Source organism: Herbaspirillum sp. GCM10030257 (genome assembly GCF_042666555.1).
In the GTDB taxonomy this organism is placed as follows: Bacteria; Pseudomonadota; Gammaproteobacteria; order Burkholderiales; family Burkholderiaceae_D; genus Noviherbaspirillum.
Genome location: NZ_JBHTDH010000004.1, coordinates 272,805 through 293,234, shown reverse-complemented (window position 1 = coordinate 293,234; position 20,430 = coordinate 272,805). Strand labels below are relative to the sequence as shown.

The following is a 20,430-nucleotide window of genomic DNA, read 5'->3' as shown; positions in this document are numbered from 1 at the left end:
TGAACAATGAGCATGAAACCCTGGCATGACGTTCGGCGGATCCTGTGCATCCGTCTCGATTATCTCGGCGACGTGCTGATGAGCACACCCGCCATCCGCGCGCTTAAGCAGTCGCATCCCGGAAGTCACATTACACTATTGACCTCGGCAAGCGGCGCCGTCGCTGCACGGCATGTTCCGGAGATTGACGATGTCATCGAGTACGCGGCCCCGTGGATGAAGAGCAGCAGCCCCCATGAGCCTGCATGTGATCACGCCATGATCGAACGTCTCGCCGATGCCGGATTCGATGCGGCGGTGATCTTTACCGTCTATAGCCAGAACCCGCTGCCCGCTGCAATGCTGTGCTACCTCGCCGGCATCCCCTTGCGGCTTGCACACTGCCATGAGAATCCCTACCAGCTGCTGACGCACTGGGTACGCGATCCCGAACCCGAAGAGCGCATTCGCCACGAAGTGCGACGTCAGCTGGACCTGGTAGCAACTATTGGCGCCCATACCGATGACGAGCGCATGTCGTTCAATGTACCCTGCGACGATATGCGAGCTGCACGCAATCTGCTGAGCGCCATCGGGGTGGATTCAGAGCAGCCCTGGATTGTGCTGCATCCCGGCGCCACCGCCCAATCACGACGCTATCCGCCCGAGTACTGGCGCGAGGCCAGCCGCACCCTTGCAAGCAAACTCGGATGCCCGCTGGTGTTCACCGGGGGCAAGGATGAAACGGCGCTTGTCGAGCAGATTCGCGCCGATATCCCACATGCTTTCTCCCTGGCCGGCAAGTTGACGTTGGGAGAACTCGCGGCAGTCATCACTCTGTCGCCTTTACTGATTTCCAACAATACCGGCCCGGCGCATATCGCTGCTGCAGTAGGTACACCGGTCGTCTCCCTGTATGCGCTTACCAACCCGCAGCACACCCCGTGGCAGGTGAATAGCAGAGTTCTCTTTCAAGATGTCTCCTGCCGTTTTTGCTATAAGAGCGTGTGTCCGCAAGGACATCATCGTTGCCTCACAGGTGTAGCGCCACAGCAAGTCGTGGATGCGGCAGTCGAACTATTGCAACTGCCGCCTGCCGCGCAATCGCTTGTTACGTCGGAAACAATTATGTTTTTGCAGGTCGTCTGAACACGTCGTCTGTACGATTTACAGCGGATTGCAAAAACGGAATGAGGGCGTGCGGATGGCAAGGATTTGCCGTGACATCATACGGGAATCAATCCATCGCAAACCGGCGTATCGACTGGGATTGAATGCCGTCCGCCCTGTTGAATACTTGGTTGAACGCTTCCTTCACCGCTTGGCATAGAGCTTGCGATACTGCGAGCACGTAGCCAACCATAAGGAGATCACCATGCCACGTAACGCGACCTCAAAAACTTCTTCCAAGTCGACCAAGGCCGCACCTCGCGGCACCAAGGCTTCCGCGACCAATGCCATCAAGCTGCTCACCGAGGACCACAAGAAAGTAAGCGAGCTTTTTGACGAATTCGAAAAAATGAAAAAGAAAGGCGATGATGACGAAGAGGCAAAACAGCTGATCGTCGAGACCGTTTGCGCAGAGCTGACCATCCATGCGCAAATCGAAGAAGAGATCTTTTATCCGGCAGCACGTGATGCGATCGACGACATGGACTTGCTGGATGAAGCCGAAGTCGAACATGCATCCGCCAAGCAGCTGATCAGCGAACTGTCTGCCATGCAGCCTGGCGATGAACTGTACGACGCTAAATTTACCGTGCTGGGCGAGTATGTGAAGCACCACGTCGAAGAAGAAGAAAAGGAAATGTTCGCGAAAGTGAAAAAATCCGATCTTGACCTCGAAGAACTGGGTGCGGAACTTGAGCAGCGCAAGATGGAACTGCGTGAAGAGCTCGGCCTTGTATCCGACGATGAAGAACTGGAAGACGAGGAAGGCAGCGCCACGAAGTCCACTTCACGCAAGAATGTGCATTGATCCGCGACCGATGACATGCACAAGGTGACATCCATGTAAGTACGGGAGTGCAGTACGCCGCCATGCGATGCGGCGTACGAGCGCAAGTCGACGTAAAGGCGCGCCGGCTTGGGCTTCCATTTGCTATCTCTCATGTAGTAGACATTCCAGAAAGGCTTTTTGTGATTTCGCCAGATACGCAACGATACACGACCGCATCGCGAGCCACCCATGCCGTGGACATTCTCGCCTTCGTGGGAGCCCAGGAAATTCCTTCTGATTATTATGAAACACCGTACTATCTTCAACCTGCCCCGGGCGGGGAGAAGGCTTATGCGCTATTACGTGAAACGCTGCGCGAGAGCCGCAAGATCGGCATCGCCTATGTAGTCATCCGCGCGCGTCAGCACCTGGCAGCGCTGGTCCCAGAAGGACAGTCGCTGGTGCTCAACACGCTGCGTTGGGCAAGCGAATCCGGATCGGCGCAACACTTTGGCTTGCCGGAGGAAGAGGTGCTAGTCGCGCAAGAGCTCGCGATGATGGCCGCGCCGCTGGATACAGCGAGCTATCGCGGAAGCCTTGATATCGACGCGGCGGATCGGTCGCCGGACATGAATGCCTTTGTCGAGCAATCGGCGCTCGCCGGCGATGCGCCGGAAATCGTTGTAGAAGAACTGGACGACATGGTGGAAGACAACAACATGGCAGACGACTATCTTGCCTACGTGCTGAGCAGCAGCATCCATCCTCGCGGTGTCAGCGCGCGGCGTGACAGAACCTCTCATCAGCCCGCTTCGACTGTGCGCCGCAGAATGACCTCAAGACGTGGTTGAGCAGTGACCTTGTCCGCTTTATCAGTAACGGATCATCGTTTATCGGCCGCTTTAAAAGATGGCTGCGTTGGTGCGGTTTGGTTAGGCTTAAATGCATTTGATTCGGGCGTGAAATATGCTTGATCTGAGTTTGAATGAAGTTTGACGTGAGTTGTACCTAGGCGAAGCTGTGTGATGTTCGGCTTGCAGGGCGATGAAAATTGCCCTGCTTTTTTTGGCCGCCACATTGGCCGCACAGTCAAGGTAAGAGCATTATCGATGAGCTCATTATTTCTTTATCACGCTAATCTGGCCATCCGATTCCATATATGCCGTTTTGACCTCCTCAATAGATTCGATGCCATTCTCTCGAAGCTTGCTCCATAACTCGCTTTCGGTGATGAGTTCCCTACGCATATTGTGCTTGAGCATGCGGCCACTCTGGACCAATGGTAGCGGTCGTGGCTGTGCCAGCCTCTGAATCGCCGGAAACCGGAAGCTTAGCCAGTCCAGTAAAACATTCCAGCCAATCAGTGTCGAAACGAGAATCATGCCGTCTGTGATGGACGTGTATTCTCCTGACATGCCGTTTTGCGCGGCATCGGCAACGATCACGAGTACCAACAAATCGGCGATGCCAACAGCACCGACGTCTCGCCGTATCACAAAGCGGAACAACAAGAGCAGGAACCAGTACATCGCGGTACCGCGTATCAGAATTTCGGTGACTGGCAGACTTAGCCCAAACAAGGCATCCCAGTCAACGGACGTAAAAGCCTCCATGCGGCCTCCTGTATGCTGGTGTGCATTCGCATCTGTCGCAACTGCTGATCGCCAGCGACGAAGTGCGGATTGAGAATGCGGACGCAAACGTTCAGGAAAGGCAAGCCAACCGCTCGCTCCGGAACGTCCAATCAATCCATTGAAACATACTTGCCTCGGTACGGATTTGAAATGCCGCAGTCGAGGACAACAACATCGGAAAGCCCGCGCCTCGCAGGCAAAGGATTAATACGGATTGAAATGGCTCGCAGGACGTTGATGAACGGCCTGCTGAATAAGGCGTTGCAGCTGCTGCAAAGCAGCTGCTCTAGCGCCCGCTGCTCTGCATGTCGCTGCGCGGACCTGTGCCGACGCCGGTAGCCGGTGCATTGCCAGAGGCGGGTGCGGGATTGGGAACGCCGGATGTCAGTTTGTTGGTACCAAACGTACCTTTACCAACCATACGGCTCCAGTATCGGTCGATCTCGGCGCTCCACTTTTGGTCCGACATGTCCGGCCATCTTCCCTTGTCAAATGCCGGTGCCTGACTGATCGTTTCCCGATCCGCGTGGAGAACATATTGCCGAAGCTTGTCGCTCGGCTCCAGCGCCTGCCACGGCACCGCATGGAACTTGGGTCCAAGGCCCATGACGCCGCCAAAACTCACCACGGCATACGCGACTTCACCACGTCCGGCATCCAGGATGAGATCCTGGATGACGCCGATTTTCTTATCCTTGGCGTCGCGCACAGTGGAACCAATGATTTTCGATCCCCGATAGAGTTGTGCTTGCGGAGCACTCTCAGCCGATTGAGTAGCTGGCAGACTATCTGCATCAGCCGCACAGGTGGTTAGCGGCAGCAGTCCCGCGAGCAGAACCGCGGCAATCCCGGACTTCATAGTCCCTCCATCTCTCCAGACATCGATGAAATGTACTGCATTATTGCAATGGAAAACCGCAATGGAAGACGGCCATGCATCGCCGGCGCGTAGGGCGACCGGTTAGCGATCCTTCGCCACCGTCCAGAATTCGACCGTCTGAAAGCAACACCGTTCCCGGTGTTCGCCAGAAGCCAGCGTCAACAAGCAAACTGCCTGTCCAATCTGGCTCCCGGCACATACACCTGGCTACTCGGCCGCCAGAGCGCTTTTCTTTTCCACCCACTTCACGGCTTCCGCCGCCTTCTTGCCTGCGATGAAAGCATGGTCGGAGTTGTAGTACTCCCATTCGCTGTAGCGGCCTGCCAGGATGACGTCATACATCGCCAGCCACGACTTGATAGTCTCGACGTTCTTTGCCCGTGCATGGTCGTAGACCACATAGGCATAGGGCATGTCGACCTCGTTGGCGGCAATGATCTTATCGTCTTCCTTCAGCATGCCGACCTTGATGCAGTCGGCGATGCAGCGTTCGATCAACGCCTGTCCACTCAGCTGCAGCGGTTTCCATATCGGCGAGTAAGTGATCTCGCAGGTGATGCCGAAACCGCCGGGTGGGTTGCATTCAGGGCTGGCATTGCCCTGCACAAAGATACGATGAAAGATCGAGTCTTCCGGGTAGTAGATCCAGTGCTTGTCCGTGATGTTTTCCCGTGCGATCCCGAGGTTCACGCAGCGCACCGAGATATGCTTGAGCCCGGCGGCGGCCTCGCGCACTTCTTCCGGCGCTTCATCGCCGATCATTTTCACCAGTTGCGGCAATGGCATCGTGCTGATCAGGTTTTCATACTCGTAGCGCCGGCCATCCGCCAGCGTGATCAGGTGCTGCTTTGGCGATACCGCCACCACGTCGGCATTCAGTTCGATTGTTCCTTTGATATGCGGAACAAAGCCCGACATCAGCGCCTGAAATCCACCGCGCAAGGGATAACCGAAACGTGCATTGGGCCCCATGGGCTTGCCTGCCGGCTCAAGTGCGCCGCTGATCATTTCTTCCAGATTAGGCAGGGGCACACGTCCGCCCAGCCAAGAGGTTTCCATTTCGGTCAGTGGCACCGCCCATAGCTTGCGGTTGTAAGGAATAGCGAAATGCTTGGCTATGCCTGCACCCCAAACCTGATAGATGAACTCTTCAAAATTGGCCGGGCCACGCTTCTCAAGTGCGGCGACGTTCGATCCCGGCAGCGTGACGCCGCCATCGGCGCAACAGTCGCCGGCCCTGGCCGCGGTCGGCACAGGCGCCTGCCCGGGCTTGCCGCTACCATAGCGCGCCTCAATGGCGCCCATGATGCACTCCTTGATCACCTCGGGCGGAAGGCCGTGCAGTGCTCCCTGAAACGGGTAGCGCGTATAGACGTTCTTGCTGTAAATCCATGCTTCGCGATCCTGCCAGTGCATGTTGGAGCCAAGCAGAATGTCGTACAGTTCCAGCACGTAAGGGTCATTCGAAAACATGATGTGACCGGCATGATCGAAGGTAAAGCCGTTGTCCTTGATCGAACGGCACCAGCCGCCCACCATGTCACTCTTCTCCAGCAAAACCGCGTCATGGCCGAGATGATATGCGGCCGACAAACCGGTCGGCCCGGCGCCGATGATCGCCGTCTTTGCATAGCGGTTTGCGTCCTGCTGGCGCAAGCGGTTGACGTTAGGCGTCACATCAGCGACAGCCAGCGCTTCGACGTCGGGTTGCGGCAATGTCGCATCCTGCCGGCGCGGTGTTGTGTCAAGCAGTGTGCGCATCTGCTCGACGGTGGAATCCCAGGAGGTGGCCGCCAATACCCGGCGCATGCCGTCGACCCGGCGCGCGTGCTCTTCCGGCGGCGCCAGTAACGCCGCTTCGCAGGCCGCAATAAACGCATCGGCATCTGCCGCAATCGCAACAATATCGCTGTAGCAGCTGGCAACGTCCGCCACTGGTGTACTTACGATAGGCAACTCCGCGGCCATGTACTCCAGGGTCTTGGTTGGACTGATGAATCTGGTGGACTCGTTCATCGCGAACGGCAGCAGGCATACGTCCCAGCCGGCAAGAAACTGCGGCAATGCCTCATAGGGTTGCTGGCCGAGGTAATGGATGTTCGCGCGCTGGGGCAGCGTCGCCGGATCAATCTTGACTACCGGCCCCACCAGCACGATCTGCCACATCGCATGGGCATCGGCCAGCCTGCCGATCAGGTCGACATCAAAGCGTTCATCGATCACGCCAAAGAAGCCAAGCCGCGGCCCGGGAATTTCACGGTGCGCGGGATGCGAATTGGTACGATCGAGTGCCTGCAGGAAGTGCGCGGAATCAACGCTGCTGGGGAAACAATGGACGTTCGGATGTCGATCGCGCTTGGAGCGGTACAGGCTTTGCCCGCCTGTAAAGACGATATCGGCCACCTTCAGCAAGGCGCTCTCCCGTTGCAGGAGTTGCTTGGGCGCGTTCTTGAAAGAGGCCAGTTCATCCATGCAGTCATATACCACCAGGCGCGGTTGCAATTCCTGCAGCAGCGGCAACGCCATCGGCGTATAGAACCATGCCATGTGGTCGGGATAATCGCGCACCACCTGCTTCAAAAGCTTTTGCAAGTGCGGCAATTGATCGTCATGAAAGCCCGGCATGTTGACCGGCGTGTGCGGCTGGCATACAAGGACGTTGGGGATGGGTGAATACGTCTTCAGATAGGTACGCTCGGCATCATAAACCGGCTCTTCCACGATGACGACCGGATAATGCCTGGCCATGCGCGATAGCAGATGCTGTGGACGCTGAAACACGAAATCCCAACGCAGGTGTGAGAACACAATGATTGCAGAAGCCATGCTATCTCCTTGCCGCTAGGGCTTGAATTTGGGTTGAGAATGTCTGAGTGGACATGAGCTGGCAGAACGCGCCGATGGCATTTGCCGCTTCCCGCCGATGCTGTCGGCCATCGCACTCAGTCTTTTGAACGCAAGTCGGTCGAATGGAGAATGTCGTTGTCATTTCGTAGGCATGTGAGAACTTCCAAGTTGCGTGTTCGTGGCATCGGATGAATTGCGCTTACCTCCTCTTGCTGTCCTCCTGCTGAATTGTCGCGCTGCCGGCCTTACGGTTTTCGTACGATGCCACTACGGCATCGCTACTGCCTAATCGCTACTGCGTAATCGCTTCAATCTCGCGATCGTTGACGCAGGCGCGTTCGACGCATTGCTCTATACGAGAGCCTGTCTGCAATGCGTTGCTTTTATCACGTGCTGCGTTACAAGCTTGCGCGGAGCGCAGATAACGCATTACGACAGGCCGACGCAAAAGCTATGCCGACAACCGGACTTCGTGCCCTTGCACAGCGTGCAAGAAAACAGGATGACAAACGGCGTCGTGAAAGAATAAAGTGGGTAAATCGGAAATGCGCCGGCAAGTGGAATCCAGCGACAAGGACGGCCTGAACGGAGGCGATTGCCGGGATGGTAAGGATGGACGGGCGAAGCTTGCAGCAACTCAGCAACATGAAAGACGTTTTCCGAATCGGGTCAGGCAATGAGGCATGTTTCGATAGGGCCGTAATCGTGCAAGCCTTAAACCTGCAGTTGGGAATACCTTCTTCAGGCGTCTTGTACGAACTGCACCTACTATACGGAGCACAGGGGGAAGCGCGCTGATCTTTCTCAAACCAGCAATGGCGCAGACACCCGATAAATCATGCAATTTGCCTGCTCGGCATGTTTCGTGCTCAGCACTGACCAAACTCTTTCCTCGGCAAATCTGCCCTTTGGCCATTACCTGTGGCCATGCCGAAAAGCAATGAAATAACCATGTAAAAATGGCAAAACGGTGTAATCGTTACGTCATGGATCATGGCGTTATACCGAAGCCAAAGCGAGAAGGGTATGAACAGACTATGAAAATCATCAACCGACAATGACACACCAGACATGCGACAGACGATCTGCAAGCACAATGCACTAGGACTTCCCTTCCGGCGAAAGGAGCGCTTCTTGCTGACGCCGACGAGGAAGTCACCGCTTGACCGGCACAGCCACCCACCTACGATAGTGGAAAATATGGGCGTCGCCGGGCATGCCAATGTTGTTACTTTGAAGAACATCAAACGTGCTTCTGGTCTTGTGAATTTATTCCTGTGCTCAAGCAAGGCGGCACTTTCCCGGAGAGCTAGGATACGCTGGGGAATTACTCGCGGTTCTCGCACAAGGAAGGGAATCGGCACGTACTGTGCGGACATACCCTCCATCGTAGATGGAAGTCATCCCATGAGGCGGAGAAGAAAGCGTTTGTCAAAAGGAGTCGGTTTACATCATGGGTATATCGAGCAATCAACGATACACAATTCGCCGCGACGGTACCCCTTCTACGGCGTCGCAGTTGCATGCGATGCATCAGACAATGCCGCCTTTATTGGTTGAAGATACGCCGCAACAGCATGCGGAACGCCTGGGAAATTTGCTTGAACGCTGTGCCGACGCGATTCTGCTGATCCGCGATGGCCGCATTGTTGGGTGCAACCAGGCGGCGGGAGAGATGTTTTCGCCTGCCGGGAGCCATCTTGAAGGCCATACGCTAGACGAAGTCGTCAACGCATCGGAGGATGGCATACCTTCGCCTATCGCCCTCGCCTATTGCCCTGCCACCATGCATCGCACGCTGCAGCTGGCCGACGGAAGTCCTATCGACGCGGAAGTCACCGTATCGCCCTACATCGACGTCACGGTTTCCGATGGCAGGCTGCTGGTCATCCGAGACGTCAGTGCGCGCAAGCGTATTGCCGCTACGCTCCTGCAGCAGGACAAGTACATCCGCCTGATAACAGACACCGTGCCGGCTTTGATCGCGTACGTTGATAATGAAGAATGCTATCGCTTCGTCAATGCTGCTTACCAGCAGTGGTTCGGACGTCCACGTAATGAAATCGTCGGACGCAAGGTATGCGATGTTCTTGGCACGGCTTATCCGGCTGCAAAGCCTTTCATTGCACAGGCATTGAAGGGCCAGCCCGTCCATTTCGAGCTGGCGCTTGACAGCGTTGCCGGCGAACGGCATGTGATGGTGGTGTATAGCCCGGATCTGCAGGCGGATGGCCGCGTTGCCGGATTTTCCGCAATGGCCACCGACATCACGGACCGGCGCGACCATGAACAGGCACTGCGCGCGCAGGAACGCCAGTTGCGCCTGATTACCGAGGCGCTGCCCGTCTTCATTGCGCAATGCGACCGAGACTATCGACTCACATTCGTCAACAAGACCTATGCGGATCGCTTCGGTTTCCACCCCAAGGAGATCGTCGGCAAACGGATTCCCGAAATTGTCGGTGATGAAGCGTTTTCGACTGTACGTCAGTATATCGATGCCGCCTTGCGCGGCCAGCCGCAAGAACATGAAGTCAATGTTCCCTTGCCCAATGGGGGAAACCAGTTCATGCAAATGATGTATGTGCCGGACTTCGATGAGGAAGGCAACGTACGGGGACTGCTAGCGGCAATCAGCGACATCACGCGATTGCGCGATACCGAGGAGCAGTTGCAGCGCCGTGAGCTTGAGTTCAAAACCCTGGTAGAGAATTCGCCTGACATCATATCGCGCATTGATCGCAAGATGCGCCATCTCTACGTGAACCCCGCGGTCACGAAATTGGCGGCGCTGCCGCCGGAAGCGTACATCGGCAAGACGAAGGCTGAACTCGGCCTGCCAGAGACGGTGGTACGGGCATGGGACGAGGCCGCGTACGCCGCTTTCGACACAGGCACCGAACAACGACTGGATTTCGATCTGGAGATCGAGGGCCAGATCCACTACTTCTCCGGGCGCATTGTTCCGGAAGTCGATCGCTGGGGACAAATCGATTCAGTGATCGCCATTGCCTATGACGTAACCTCTCGAGCCCGCATGGAAAAGGAGCGCGACGAGTTGCTTGCCCGCGAACGCAGCGCACGCATCCAGGCAGAGACGGCTGCCAAGGCCCGCGATGAATTCCTCGCCATCGTATCGCACGAATTGCGCGCCCCGCTCAATGGCATTCAGAGCTGGGCCCATGTCCTGGAAAACTATGTACAGGATGTGGTCACGGTGCCGCTTGCTCAACGTGCCCTCCAGGGAATCAAGACTGGTGTGAATCAGCAGGTGCGGCTGATCGAAGACTTGCTTGATGTTACGCGCATGATGAGTGGAAAATTCCGGTTGATGAAGCAGCCGCTAGCGCTTCTTCCTGCCTTGCAGGCGGCGGTCAACAGTGTGCGCGCAATGGCGACATCGAAGAAGATCAGCCTTAGCTGCAATTACCGCATCACCAGCGAGCAGATCGAGGGGGATGCGGATCGCGTACAGCAAATTTTCTGGAACCTGTTGTCCAATGCCATCAAGTTTACGCCCGAAGGCGGCCATGTCTGGCTGACCGCATCGATCGCCGGCGAGCAGATCTGTGTGACGGTGCGGGATGACGGGGCCGGGATCTCCCCGGCTTTCCTGCCTCATCTCTTCAATCGTTTCAGCCAGGAAGACACGTCCAGCACACGTGATCATAGCGGATTGGGGCTGGGACTGTTCCTGGTACGCCACCTGGTCGAAATGCACAACGGCCAGGTCAAGGCGGACAGTGAAGGTGAAGGCAAGGGAACAACCTTTAGTGTGTACTTCAAGCTGCGCCCGCGTACCGAGCAATATCTGACGGTCGGCCCCGCCGAACCCGCTTCGAACATGCCGCTTCCCTCATTGGAAGGACGTTGCGTACTGCTTATCGACGACCAGGCCGAAGCGCGGGAATCGTTGACCGTGGTGCTGAGCGCCGCCGGCGCCGATGTGTTCGCTGCCGCTACGGCGGGTGAAGCAATTGAATGGCTGTCCGGGCTGGCACCGGATCGCTATCCGGACGTGCTGATTTCGGACATTGCGATGCCTGGCGAAGACGGTTATGCGGTATTGAGACGCATCCGCGCCTGGCAGGCACCGAATGGCAGCACCCCCCTGCAACGCCTGCCAGCCCTGGCACTGACTGCATTTGCAGAACGCGAGGACCGAATACGCGCACTGACTGCCGGCTTCCAGATGCACGTCACCAAGCCGGTCGCTCCCGAAGAGTTGATCATCGTGATCGACACGATGGCGGCACGCGATTAAAGCGAAACGGCACGAAGCGTGCATGAGTGAAAAGGGTGGAATACGCTAATTGCGTATTCCACCCTTTTCCGTTCCTTTACCGTTAGCATTGTTACCTGAAGCAGAGCCTCTTATTCTGTTCCGTCGACAGGAGACGGCTGAGGTCTGTCTCCACGCCACAGATGCTTAGAGCACTGTGGCCCTTAACAGAAGTCTGTTAGTGATAAGAGTCGCTGCTGCTACCCTGCATTGACGACTCGTCTTTCTTCTGTATTCCCTCGTAGGGTCCGTATTCCTCCAGCCGGTTATAAAGCGTCTTGAGACTGATTCCAAGAATATCCGCGGCACGCTTCTTGACACCGCCGCAGAGTTCGAGCGTCGCATAAATCAGCTTGCGGTCGACATCGGCAAGCGATGTGCCGACCGGGATCGCCAGAGTCAATCCGACCGGAGACTGAGTGGTGATCACTGGTGCCAGTGCCGCGGCATCAATGATATGGTCGGACAGAATGAAGGCGCGTTGCATGTAATTACGCAGTTCACGCACATTCCCCGGCCAGTGATAATTACTCAGGCAGGCAAGTCCGTCAGGAGACAACAGCTTGTTCGTGCCATGTGCGGCGTTAAGGTCATCCAGGAAGTGCTGCGCGAGCAATTCAATATCCGCACCACGTTCACGAAGCGGCGGGATCTTTAGCGGGAAAACATTCAGGCGATGGTACAGGTCAAGCCGGAGCTTGCCTTCCGCGACCGCGGCTTCCGGATCACGATTGCTCGCGGCAATGACACGCACATCGGTCTCGATTTCCTGGTTACTGCCGATTCGCATGAAGGAGCCCGTCTCAAGAACACGGAGCAGCTTCACCTGCAGTTCCACCGGCATTTCAGTGATTTCATCCAGGAAAAGCGTTCCGCCATTGGCACGTTCGAAATAGCCCTTGTGCTGGCGATCCGCACCGGTAAAGCTGCCCTTCTCGTGACCGAAGATTTCGCTTTCGATCAATTGCGGAGAAATGGCACCGCAGTTGACGGGAAGGAAGGGATGTTTCTGGCGAAGACTGAGGTCATGAATGGTCTGTGCTGCCAGTTCCTTGCCAGTGCCGCTCTCCCCTAACAGGAGCACGGTTGCTTCGGTAGGCGCAACGCGGCCGATGTGGTTGTAGAGCTTTTGCATAGCCGGTGCAGCGCCCAGCATCTGGCCGAAATGACCGAGGCGGCGCAATTCGCTACGCAGAACACCAATTTCTTCCTTCAGATCCACCGTGCGCGGAATGCGCGCCAGCAAGGACTTCAGGCGACGGAAGTTGATCGGCTTGGTCAGATAGTCGGCCGCGCCAAGGCGCAACGCCTCCACTGCCGTTTCGACACTGGCGTGTCCAGTGATCAATACGATTTCAGTGGTCGCACGGGACTCGATATCATTGAATAAATCCATCCCGCTGCCGTCCGGCAATTTAAGGTCAATCAGTACGACATCCGGGCGCTGTCGCATGATCTGTGTCTGAGCATCGCGAATATTGCCTGCTACGGCAGTGGTAAATCCTTCGGCCGCCGTAATTTCCATCAGCGCTTCGCGCGTGTTCACGTCATCGTCAACGATCAATACATGTGGCATATATCACTGTCTCGTACGGTGTTAATCCGAACGGAGATTGCCTATTGCTGCTTGCTGATTGCAATGGCAATACCGGTCGGCAAAAGCAGCAGGCGAGTCTTCATGAATTGAATCATGTCGGTAGCCCGCTGTCGTCAGAAAGCGATGGTGTTCGGGATGGCAACACCGTTACGCGCTTTCTGTGGCAGCCATTGCCGTCGTGCCCTGGGGTACGAACGTCAATATGCGTAAAAACAGTTATTGGAATTGTTCGAACTAGTTGACTCTGCTTTGGACAGCGATTTCAACAGAATATTCAGCATATGTCTTCGACTCTTATTGTCGGAGCACGTATGCATTTTCTTATTGAGCCAAAACAGTGATCCATGAAATTGCCTTCGTGTTCCCGCAATGAATTTAATGATGAGGGATACGCTTGCGGTTGCCACGTTGTGCAGCCTGACGGCTTGAAGCTATGGATCTGTTTGAACCGGTTGAGGAAGGTGCTGTACGCCAATACGCCCTTCAGCATTAGAGTAGATATGTAACGCTCGTGACGTGATAGCGCATTCACCAAGCGTTACGTATCCGGGTATGCCTACAATGCGCAAGTGGTCTGCTCGACCAGCTTGCGCACTACCTTGCGGCATGACGGAGTGCCTTGGGCGTATTACTTCGAACCAGTACCGCCCGAACCAGTTGTGCCGGAGCCGCCTGCGCCGCCCGAGCCGCTGGAACCCATGGAACCTGCACCACTGGAGCTGCTGCCTGTGGCGCCGCTTCCGCCCGAGGTGTCACCAGCGCGACGGTCACAACCCACTGCTGTCAGGCTCAGTGCAGCGACAACCAACAAAACTTTCGATGTCGTCTTCAGTGCATTCATTCTTGTTCCTTTCAAAAAAGTTAACGTTGTCTGTCACGTTCTTGACCGTACCTTTTGCGATAAGTTCTATGAAGCTTTTCGCAAGGTCAGATTCGATCTGACGCAGATTCCATGCCATCGCCTGCTGATGTAAAGCAAGTTCAAGCCTATCCCAGTCTCAGCTATACCCTGGATGGGTCCTAAGCGAGTGATCTATCCAGTGCGTGCATGGCTGGCAGAGGGCATCAAAGCCGGGGTAAAACTTACAGCGGCGACGTAAGGCTTACAGTTTTTATAATGAGAGTCATGACGTCGTTACATCGCAATAATTGCCGGCCATAAGCTTTGTCCGGTTCATTTTGAGTGAATATCAATCCTTGTAAGTAGCACACACACCACCACTTAGTTATCGTGTATCTTGAAGCTTGTCGTTCTTGTCGACCATCGATGCGTAACGCCGAGAGCAGGAGTCAGGCTGTACCGCATGCACCTTCAACCATGACTGGTTTGCGCACCGGAACTGAAATAGCGCAAGTGAGTCTTCACGCTTTGATGTAAAAATCATGACGTCTTCTTCGACGCTCACGCCTGAGCGCTACGACCGGCCACACGGGAGTGGCCAAACGGAACCACACATGGCCCTCGAAAAATCACTGAAGCACTTCGGCATCATGCACGGCACATCGCCGATCATGGAGCGGCTCTACCAGCAGGTGGACAAGGTGGCTGCAACCGAAGCAACTGTCCTTCTGGTGGGCGAGAGCGGGACCGGCAAGGAAGTCATTGCCAATGCGCTTCATCACTCCAGTGCGCGAAGCGAGCAGGCTTTTGTTGCCGTCAATTGCGGCGCGATTCCAGCACATCTTATCGAGGCTGCGTTGTTCGGCCACGAGAAAGGCAGTTTCACCGGCGCAGTACGCCAGCAGATCGGTTATTTTGAGCATGCATCCGGCGGCACCCTGTTCCTCGATGAAATTACGGAGATGCCGGTCGACATGCAGGTCAAGCTCCTGCGGGTGCTGGAGTCCGGCACCTTTCTGCGCGTCGGTGGCGATGAGGAGGTAAAAGTCGATGTGCGCCTGATAGCAGCAACCAATCGCGATCTTGATACTGCGGTCAAGCAAGGCAACTTGCGCGAGGACTTAATGTACCGGCTTGCCGTGTTTCCGATTCGGATTCCACCTTTGCGCGAGCGTGGCAATGACATCGAAGCGCTTGCCAATCATTTCCTCTCTGAACTGAATGAGAAAGACAAGGCAAACAAGGTGTTTTCCAAAAGCTCCCTCGACGTCATCCGTTCCTATTCCTGGCCGGGCAATGTACGTGAGCTGAAAAATGTCGTGCAACGTGCCTATATCCTGGCTACCGATACGCTCAATATCGAAGACTGCATTTCTGACCTGTCGACCAAAAAGCCGACCGTGCATGAAGGCTATCTGAATTTCTTCGTGGGAACGCCACTTGCCGATGCGCAAAAAGAAATCATCCTGGCAACGCTCAAACATTACAGCGGTAACAAGCGATTGACAGCCGAGGCGTTAGGGATCAGCTTGAAGACACTCTATAACCGCCTGAAAGAGTATTGAGCACATCGATTATCCGTTGCATGCCAGCACGTGCCAGCGCAATGCCGAAAACCGTACGGCATTGCGCTGACGGATGCGTCAGGCGTTGACGACTTCACCGCCATTCGGATGCAGTACCTGTCCCGTCATGTACGACGTATCCTCCGAAGCGAGAAACACATAGCAGGGCCCAACTTCATCCGGCTGTCCGGCCCGGCCCATGGGTGCCTGTTGTCCAAAAGTTGACACCTGTTTTTCGTCGAAGGTTGCCGGAATCAGCGGAGTCCATATCGGTCCCGGCGCGACCGCATTGACCAGGATTCCGCGCTCGATCAACTGCTGCGACAGGGAACGGGTAAAGGCGACGATTGCCCCCTTGGTCGACGAGTAATCGAGCAGATGCGAGCTGCCGCGATAGGCAGTCACCGATGTGGTGTTGATGATGCGGGCACCGGGCTTGAGATGGGGCAACGCCGCCTTGACGGTGAAGAACATTGAAAAAATATTCGTGCGGAAGGTTTTCAGCAATTGTTCTTCGGTGATGTCTTCAATGCTTTGTTGCGGATACTGCTGGGCTGCATTATTGACCAGAATGTCCAGCTTGCCGAATGATGACACCGCGGTGTCAATCATCTTGCTGCAAAATGCCGCATCGCCAACATCCCCCGCAATCAATACGCATTCACGGCCTTCCGCCTCGATATAGCGTTGCGTTTCCTTCGCGTCCTCATGCTCGTCGAGATAGGCGATAACGACATTCGCTCCCTCTTTGGCAAAGCCGATCGCCGCAGCGCGGCCAATGCCGCTGTCGCCACCAGTTACCAATGCCACCTTGCCTTTTAATTTTCCACTGCCTTTGTAATTTCGCATTTCGGCCTGCGGCTTCGGTGACATAGCCTGCTCCGAGCCCGGTTGCTTGTCCTGATGCTGTGGCGGGAAGGATTGATCCTGTGAAGCCATGATGTTCCTTTCAATATTAAAGCGTTCTGGTCCCAGCTTAATGTTTGGTCGATTTCGACTGCGTGCGGCTCTTGCCTGCTTTTTTCAGGGAGATCGCGACCGCCTGTTTGACAGCCTTCTTTTTGGAGTCGGGACGGCTGTTGCCTATGGTGCCGTCGTGTTCGTACTCATGCACGAGCGTTTTGATATTGCTTTTCACTGTTTGGTGACTCTTTCCGCCTTTCAATGGCATGGCATCCTCCTGTGTTGGTAGGTGAACGGTGTTGCCAATCAAAGATTGACATTGAAAGGTTAAAAGGCGAGCAGATTCTGTGCCATTTGCGATATGGCACAGAAGCTTATTGAAGGGGAATGAAACGCGGAATCAGGCGGCGATGGGCTGCGTTCTGGCGAACGCTTCCATCAATAAGGCGGGATCGCCAGCGGCGAGTTTTTTAGAATCGGACAAGGTCTGCCGGAATGCGCGTGCGCCGGGCGAGCCCGCCATCAGGCCGAGCATATGGCGGGTAATGCTATTGAGGCGCAAGCCACCGCCGACACTGCCCTTGCCATGGCGCGCAAGCTGATCGGCGATATATGGCAGCATGGCCTGCAGCACTTCGGCGCGCGACTTGACGGGAGACGTGTCACCGTAATAGCGGGCATCGAAGCCGGCCATCAGATACGGGTTGTGATAGGCTTCGCGTCCCAGCATGACACCATCCACATGCTGCAGATGCGCATCGATTTCCGCGACGGTCTTGATACCGCCGTTGATGATGATTTCGAGTCCGGGAAAGTCGCGCTTGAGTTGATAGGCGTAATCGACTTTCAGCGGCGGAATCTCGCGATTTTCCTTCGGACTCAGGCCCTTGAGGATAGCGTTTCGCGCATGCACGATAAACGTATTGCAGCCGGCGTCCGCAATGGTGCCAACAAAATCGCGGACGAAGTCATAAGACTCCACGTCATCGATACCGATGCGGTGCTTAACCGTCACATCAATCGAGACGGTATCGCGCATTGCCTTGACACAGTCCGCGACCAGTTCAGGTTCCGCCATCAGGCAAGCGCCGAATGCTCCCTTTTGAACCCGCTCAGACGGGCAACCGCAATTCAGGTTAATCTCATCATAGCCCCAGGTCTCGCCCAGCTTAGCGCTTTTGGCGAGGTCGGCAGGTTCGCTGCCGCCAAGTTGCAGTGCAACAGGATGTTCTTCGTCATTGAAGTCAAGATGGCGCGGCACGTCGCCATGGAGCAAGGCGCCGGTCGTCACCATCTCCGTGTAAAGCCAGGTATGCCGGGTAATCTGGCGATGAAACAGGCGGCAATGACGGTCGGTCCAATCCATCATCGGAGCAACCGATAGACGGCGGGCGGGTAACTTGGCGGAATGTGGAGAGCGGATCATAATAGGACGACATTTTACCGGGATGGCTTCCGGTACGTAACAAAGGTAAAAAGCTGCATAACCACGGGTCGGACCTTCCCGCCGCAAGCGGGCGGTTCGGGCAACAAACAACAATTTCTCCAAAAGGGAAACACGCTATGGCCAATACTCTGGACACCTCGCATTTCTGGATGCCATTTACGGCAAACCGCCAGTTCAAGAATAAACCGCGCTTGCTGGCTTCCGCTTCCGGCATGTATTACACATCGGACGACGGCCGCAAGATTCTCGACGGCACTGCCGGCCTGTGGTGCGTGAACGCGGGCCACTGCCATCCCAAGATTACGGCTGCCATCCAGCAGCAGGCAGCAACCATGGATTTTGCACCGACTTTCCAGATGGGCCATCCGAAAGTCTTTGAAGCGGCAAGCGCCCTGGTTGCAATTGCGCCGGAAGGCCTCAACCGCGTTTTCTTTTGCAACGACGGCTCAGAATCGGTGGATTCCGCGCTCAAGATTGCCCTCGCCTATCACCGGATGCGAGGCGACGGCTTGCGCACACGCCTGATCGGGCGGGAGCGTGGCTATCACGGCGTCGGCTTCGGTGGCATCGCGGTCGGCGGCATCGCCGGCAACCGCAAGCATTTCGGACCGACGCTGGCCGGTGTCGATCATTTACGGCATCCGCTCGATATCGGCAAGAATGCGTTTTCGCGCGGACTGCCAGAGCATGGTGCAGAAATCGCCGATGAACTCGAACAACGCTTGCTGGCTTTGCACGACCCCGCCACCGTTGCCGCAGTGATCGTGGAACCGATCCAGGGTTCTACTGGCGTTATCCTTCCGCCCAAGGGCTATCTGCAGAAATTGCGCAGCATCTGCGACAAGTACGGCATCCTGCTGATTTTCGACGAAGTTATCACTGGTTTCGGCCGCCTCGGTAGCGCATTCGCCGCCGACTTTTTCGGCGTCGTGCCGGACATGATTACCTGCGCCAAAGGTTTGACCAATGCTGCCGTTCCGATGGGCGCGGTCATCGTACGCCAGGACATCCATGACACCTTCATGGATGCGGCGCCGGAAAACGCCATTGAATTCTTCCATGGCTACACTTATTCCGGTCATCCTCTCGCCGCGGCAGCCTGTATCGCCACCCTCGATGTGTACAAGGAAGAAGGCCTGTTCGACCGCGCAGCCTCCATGGCGCCCTACTTTGAGCAGGCCGCTCACAGCCTCAAGGGCCTGCCTTACGTCAAGGATGTGCGCAATCTTGGTCTGGTGTGCGGTATTGAACTGGAAAGCGTGCCGGGCAAACCGTCGGCACGCGCCTTCGACGTATTCCAGAAATGCTTCTGGGACAAAGGCGTTTTGATCCGCACGACAGGCGACATCATTGCCTTGTCGCCACCGCTGATCATCGACAAGCAGCAGGTTGACCAGTTGTTTAGTGCCATTGCGGACATCCTGAAGAGCCAACAAGCCGTGCCACAGTCCGAACCTGCGGTCGCTTGAACCGCATCTTGTTACACCGTCGGCTCGACCCCCGGTCCGACGGTTGCCTTCTTGGCGCCTTGCGTTCGCAGGGCGGCAATCTCATTCAGTACCAACGCCGCCATCACTACACCGCCACCCAGCAAGGTTTCCCGGGCGGGAATTTCGCCGGCACCCAGCCATGCCCATAACGGGCCGAGCAACACTTCCAGCAACGATAACAACGCCACCTCCGGTGCGGACAGGCTTTTGGTTGCCTTGACCATCAACAGGCAGGGAACGCCAAGCTGAAAAAATCCGAGCACCGCCAATAGCCCGACGTCATGCAGGGATGCCTCCAGTGGCCAAGCGAATGGCAGCATGAGCAACGCGGAAAAAACACTTCCCAAAAATACGGCGGGCATCAGGTCAATGCCCTGTCCGGCACGCTTGAGAATAATGAGATTGACGGCGGAGGCGACTGGCACGGCGCCCCCGATCAGCATACCGATAAGGTGCTGCCCACCAACATTGCTCATGCCGTTGACGAACATCCACAAGATGCCGATGAATGCCGCGGCAATCGCCAGCCAGGTACGCTGGGGAATGCGCTGTTTCAGCACCACCCACGCAAGAAATGCCGTCAGCAATGGCGCGACGCTCATGACGATCAGCGTATTAGCCACCGTCGTCTTGGTAAGCGCAATCATGAAGCAGACAAACATCACGCACCACATCATGCCGCTCAGGACGCCGGTCAGGCCGGCAGAACGTATGGTGTTGGCCGCCCTGGCGACGCCTTGCTGACCGACCAAAACGATGGCGACCGCCATGGCTGAAAACAGGCTGCGCCAAAACGTTACTTCAAAACCACGTGCGGCGTCGAGGTGGCGCGTGATGACACCGGCGATACTCCAGAGTGTCGGCGCAATAATCATGAGCAGCAATGCCCGCTGATGAGTCGTCAAAAGTGACATGGAACAATTGACAAAAGTTTAGTTTGAAAAAACTTGGCCCGGCCCTCCAACTGGAGGACCGGGCCTTGGTATATCAATTCAGCTTAAACCAATCCAAAATGCGTTGCAGTTG

16 protein-coding genes are annotated in these 20,430 nt (G+C 56.0%); 6 read left to right on the top strand and 10 right to left on the bottom strand.

The window, feature by feature from the left end; translation table 11 throughout:
- The first annotated feature begins 6 nt into the window (after positions 1–6).
- The 3 genes from waaF to ACFQUU_RS08270 all read left to right on the top strand — a co-directional run bounded on the left by waaF (position 7) and on the right by ACFQUU_RS08270 (position 2,769).
- On the top strand, positions 7–1,128 hold the full coding sequence (gene waaF / locus ACFQUU_RS08280; protein WP_382245361.1) for a lipopolysaccharide heptosyltransferase II: 1,122 nt from the start codon (positions 7–9) through the stop codon (positions 1,126–1,128).
- Positions 1,129–1,354: 226 nt separating this feature from the next.
- The gene (locus ACFQUU_RS08275) at positions 1,355–1,957 is read left to right on the top strand and encodes a hemerythrin domain-containing protein (RefSeq protein ID WP_382245358.1); all 603 of its coding nucleotides are present in this window, start codon (positions 1,355–1,357) and stop codon (positions 1,955–1,957) included.
- A 62-nt stretch (positions 1,958–2,019) separates the two neighbouring features.
- The gene (locus ACFQUU_RS08270) at positions 2,020–2,769 is read left to right on the top strand and encodes a Ku protein (RefSeq protein WP_382245355.1); all 750 of its coding nucleotides are present in this window, start codon (positions 2,020–2,022) and stop codon (positions 2,767–2,769) included.
- Positions 2,770–3,036: 267 nt separating this feature from the next.
- On the opposite strand, the gene ACFQUU_RS08265 is transcribed toward ACFQUU_RS08270, so the two are convergent.
- The 4 genes from ACFQUU_RS08265 to ACFQUU_RS08250 form a co-directional block, all read right to left on the bottom strand.
- Positions 3,037–3,531, bottom strand: a complete 495-nt coding sequence (locus ACFQUU_RS08265) for a DUF421 domain-containing protein (RefSeq protein ID WP_382245352.1) — start codon at positions 3,529–3,531, stop codon at positions 3,037–3,039.
- Between the two features lie 307 nt (positions 3,532–3,838).
- Complete coding sequence (locus ACFQUU_RS08260) at positions 3,839–4,411, bottom strand: PRC-barrel domain-containing protein (RefSeq protein ID WP_382245349.1); 573 nt, start codon at positions 4,409–4,411, stop codon at positions 3,839–3,841.
- Between the two features lie 228 nt (positions 4,412–4,639).
- Positions 4,640–7,258 (bottom strand): FAD-dependent oxidoreductase, encoded by a 2,619-nt coding sequence (locus ACFQUU_RS08255; RefSeq protein ID WP_382245346.1) that lies wholly within the window; start codon positions 7,256–7,258, stop codon positions 4,640–4,642.
- 890 nt (positions 7,259–8,148) lie between these two features.
- On the bottom strand, positions 8,149–8,658 hold the full coding sequence (locus tag ACFQUU_RS08250) for a hypothetical protein (RefSeq protein WP_382245343.1): 510 nt from the start codon (positions 8,656–8,658) through the stop codon (positions 8,149–8,151).
- A gap of 161 nt (positions 8,659–8,819) precedes the next feature.
- On the opposite strand from ACFQUU_RS08250, the gene ACFQUU_RS08245 reads away from it, so the two are divergent.
- Positions 8,820–11,543 (top strand): PAS domain-containing protein, encoded by a 2,724-nt coding sequence (locus ACFQUU_RS08245; RefSeq protein WP_382245340.1) that lies wholly within the window; start codon positions 8,820–8,822, stop codon positions 11,541–11,543.
- 196 nt (positions 11,544–11,739) lie between these two features.
- Here ACFQUU_RS08245 and ACFQUU_RS08240 read toward each other — a convergent pair whose 3' ends face one another.
- Positions 11,740–13,137 (bottom strand): sigma-54-dependent transcriptional regulator, encoded by a 1,398-nt coding sequence (locus ACFQUU_RS08240; protein ID WP_382245337.1) that lies wholly within the window; start codon positions 13,135–13,137, stop codon positions 11,740–11,742.
- Between the two features lie 649 nt (positions 13,138–13,786).
- Positions 13,787–13,999, bottom strand: a complete 213-nt coding sequence (locus ACFQUU_RS08235) for a hypothetical protein (protein ID WP_382245334.1) — start codon at positions 13,997–13,999, stop codon at positions 13,787–13,789.
- 614 nt (positions 14,000–14,613) lie between these two features.
- Between ACFQUU_RS08235 and ACFQUU_RS08230 the strand changes: the two genes are divergently transcribed.
- Positions 14,614–15,564, top strand: coding sequence for a sigma-54 interaction domain-containing protein (locus ACFQUU_RS08230; protein ID WP_382245331.1), 951 nt, complete (start codon positions 14,614–14,616; stop codon positions 15,562–15,564).
- Positions 15,565–15,642: 78 nt separating this feature from the next.
- On the opposite strand, the gene ACFQUU_RS08225 is transcribed toward ACFQUU_RS08230, so the two are convergent.
- From ACFQUU_RS08225 to dusA, 3 genes are all read right to left on the bottom strand, one after another.
- Complete coding sequence (locus tag ACFQUU_RS08225; RefSeq protein WP_382245328.1) at positions 15,643–16,503, bottom strand: SDR family oxidoreductase; 861 nt, start codon at positions 16,501–16,503, stop codon at positions 15,643–15,645.
- A 37-nt stretch (positions 16,504–16,540) separates the two neighbouring features.
- On the bottom strand, positions 16,541–16,735 hold the full coding sequence (locus ACFQUU_RS08220; protein WP_382245325.1) for a hypothetical protein: 195 nt from the start codon (positions 16,733–16,735) through the stop codon (positions 16,541–16,543).
- Positions 16,736–16,867: 132 nt separating this feature from the next.
- Positions 16,868–17,893: a tRNA dihydrouridine(20/20a) synthase DusA gene (gene dusA, locus ACFQUU_RS08215; protein ID WP_382245322.1), complete on the bottom strand. Its 1,026-nt coding sequence runs from the start codon at positions 17,891–17,893 to the stop codon at positions 16,868–16,870.
- A 137-nt stretch (positions 17,894–18,030) separates the two neighbouring features.
- Between dusA and ACFQUU_RS08210 the strand changes: the two genes are divergently transcribed.
- On the top strand, positions 18,031–19,383 hold the full coding sequence (locus tag ACFQUU_RS08210; RefSeq protein WP_382245319.1) for an aspartate aminotransferase family protein: 1,353 nt from the start codon (positions 18,031–18,033) through the stop codon (positions 19,381–19,383).
- An 11-nt stretch (positions 19,384–19,394) separates the two neighbouring features.
- Here the strand turns inward: ACFQUU_RS08210 and ACFQUU_RS08205 are convergent, their stop codons facing one another.
- Entirely contained in the window at positions 19,395–20,318 is a 924-nt protein-coding gene (locus ACFQUU_RS08205) for a DMT family transporter (RefSeq protein WP_382245316.1), read from the bottom strand.
- Positions 20,319–20,430 lie beyond the last annotated feature (112 nt).

Bases quoted from the DNA above. Each gene is read 5' to 3' on its own strand.
- ACFQUU_RS08225 (WP_382245328.1), bottom strand. From the start codon at position 16,503: ATGGCTTCACAGGATCAATCCTTCCCGCCACAGCATCAGGACAAGCAA.
- waaF (WP_382245361.1), top strand. From the start codon at position 7: ATGAGCATGAAACCCTGGCATGACGTTCGGCGGATCCTGTGCATCCGT.
- ACFQUU_RS08250 (WP_382245343.1), bottom strand. From the start codon at position 8,658: ATGTCCGCACAGTACGTGCCGATTCCCTTCCTTGTGCGAGAACCGCGA.
- ACFQUU_RS08210 (WP_382245319.1), top strand. From the start codon at position 18,031: ATGGCCAATACTCTGGACACCTCGCATTTCTGGATGCCATTTACGGCA.
- ACFQUU_RS08270 (WP_382245355.1), top strand. From the start codon at position 2,020: ATGCGATGCGGCGTACGAGCGCAAGTCGACGTAAAGGCGCGCCGGCTT.
- dusA (WP_382245322.1), bottom strand. From the start codon at position 17,893: ATGATCCGCTCTCCACATTCCGCCAAGTTACCCGCCCGCCGTCTATCG.
- ACFQUU_RS08265 (WP_382245352.1), bottom strand. From the start codon at position 3,531: ATGGAGGCTTTTACGTCCGTTGACTGGGATGCCTTGTTTGGGCTAAGT.
- ACFQUU_RS08235 (WP_382245334.1), bottom strand. From the start codon at position 13,999: ATGAATGCACTGAAGACGACATCGAAAGTTTTGTTGGTTGTCGCTGCA.
- ACFQUU_RS08220 (WP_382245325.1), bottom strand. From the start codon at position 16,735: ATGCCATTGAAAGGCGGAAAGAGTCACCAAACAGTGAAAAGCAATATC.
- ACFQUU_RS08230 (WP_382245331.1), top strand. From the start codon at position 14,614: ATGGCCCTCGAAAAATCACTGAAGCACTTCGGCATCATGCACGGCACA.
- ACFQUU_RS08260 (WP_382245349.1), bottom strand. From the start codon at position 4,411: ATGAAGTCCGGGATTGCCGCGGTTCTGCTCGCGGGACTGCTGCCGCTA.
- ACFQUU_RS08240 (WP_382245337.1), bottom strand. From the start codon at position 13,137: ATGCCACATGTATTGATCGTTGACGATGACGTGAACACGCGCGAAGCG.
- ACFQUU_RS08245 (WP_382245340.1), top strand. From the start codon at position 8,820: ATGCCGCCTTTATTGGTTGAAGATACGCCGCAACAGCATGCGGAACGC.
- ACFQUU_RS08205 (WP_382245316.1), bottom strand. From the start codon at position 20,318: ATGTCACTTTTGACGACTCATCAGCGGGCATTGCTGCTCATGATTATT.
- ACFQUU_RS08255 (WP_382245346.1), bottom strand. From the start codon at position 7,258: ATGGCTTCTGCAATCATTGTGTTCTCACACCTGCGTTGGGATTTCGTG.
- ACFQUU_RS08275 (WP_382245358.1), top strand. From the start codon at position 1,355: ATGCCACGTAACGCGACCTCAAAAACTTCTTCCAAGTCGACCAAGGCC.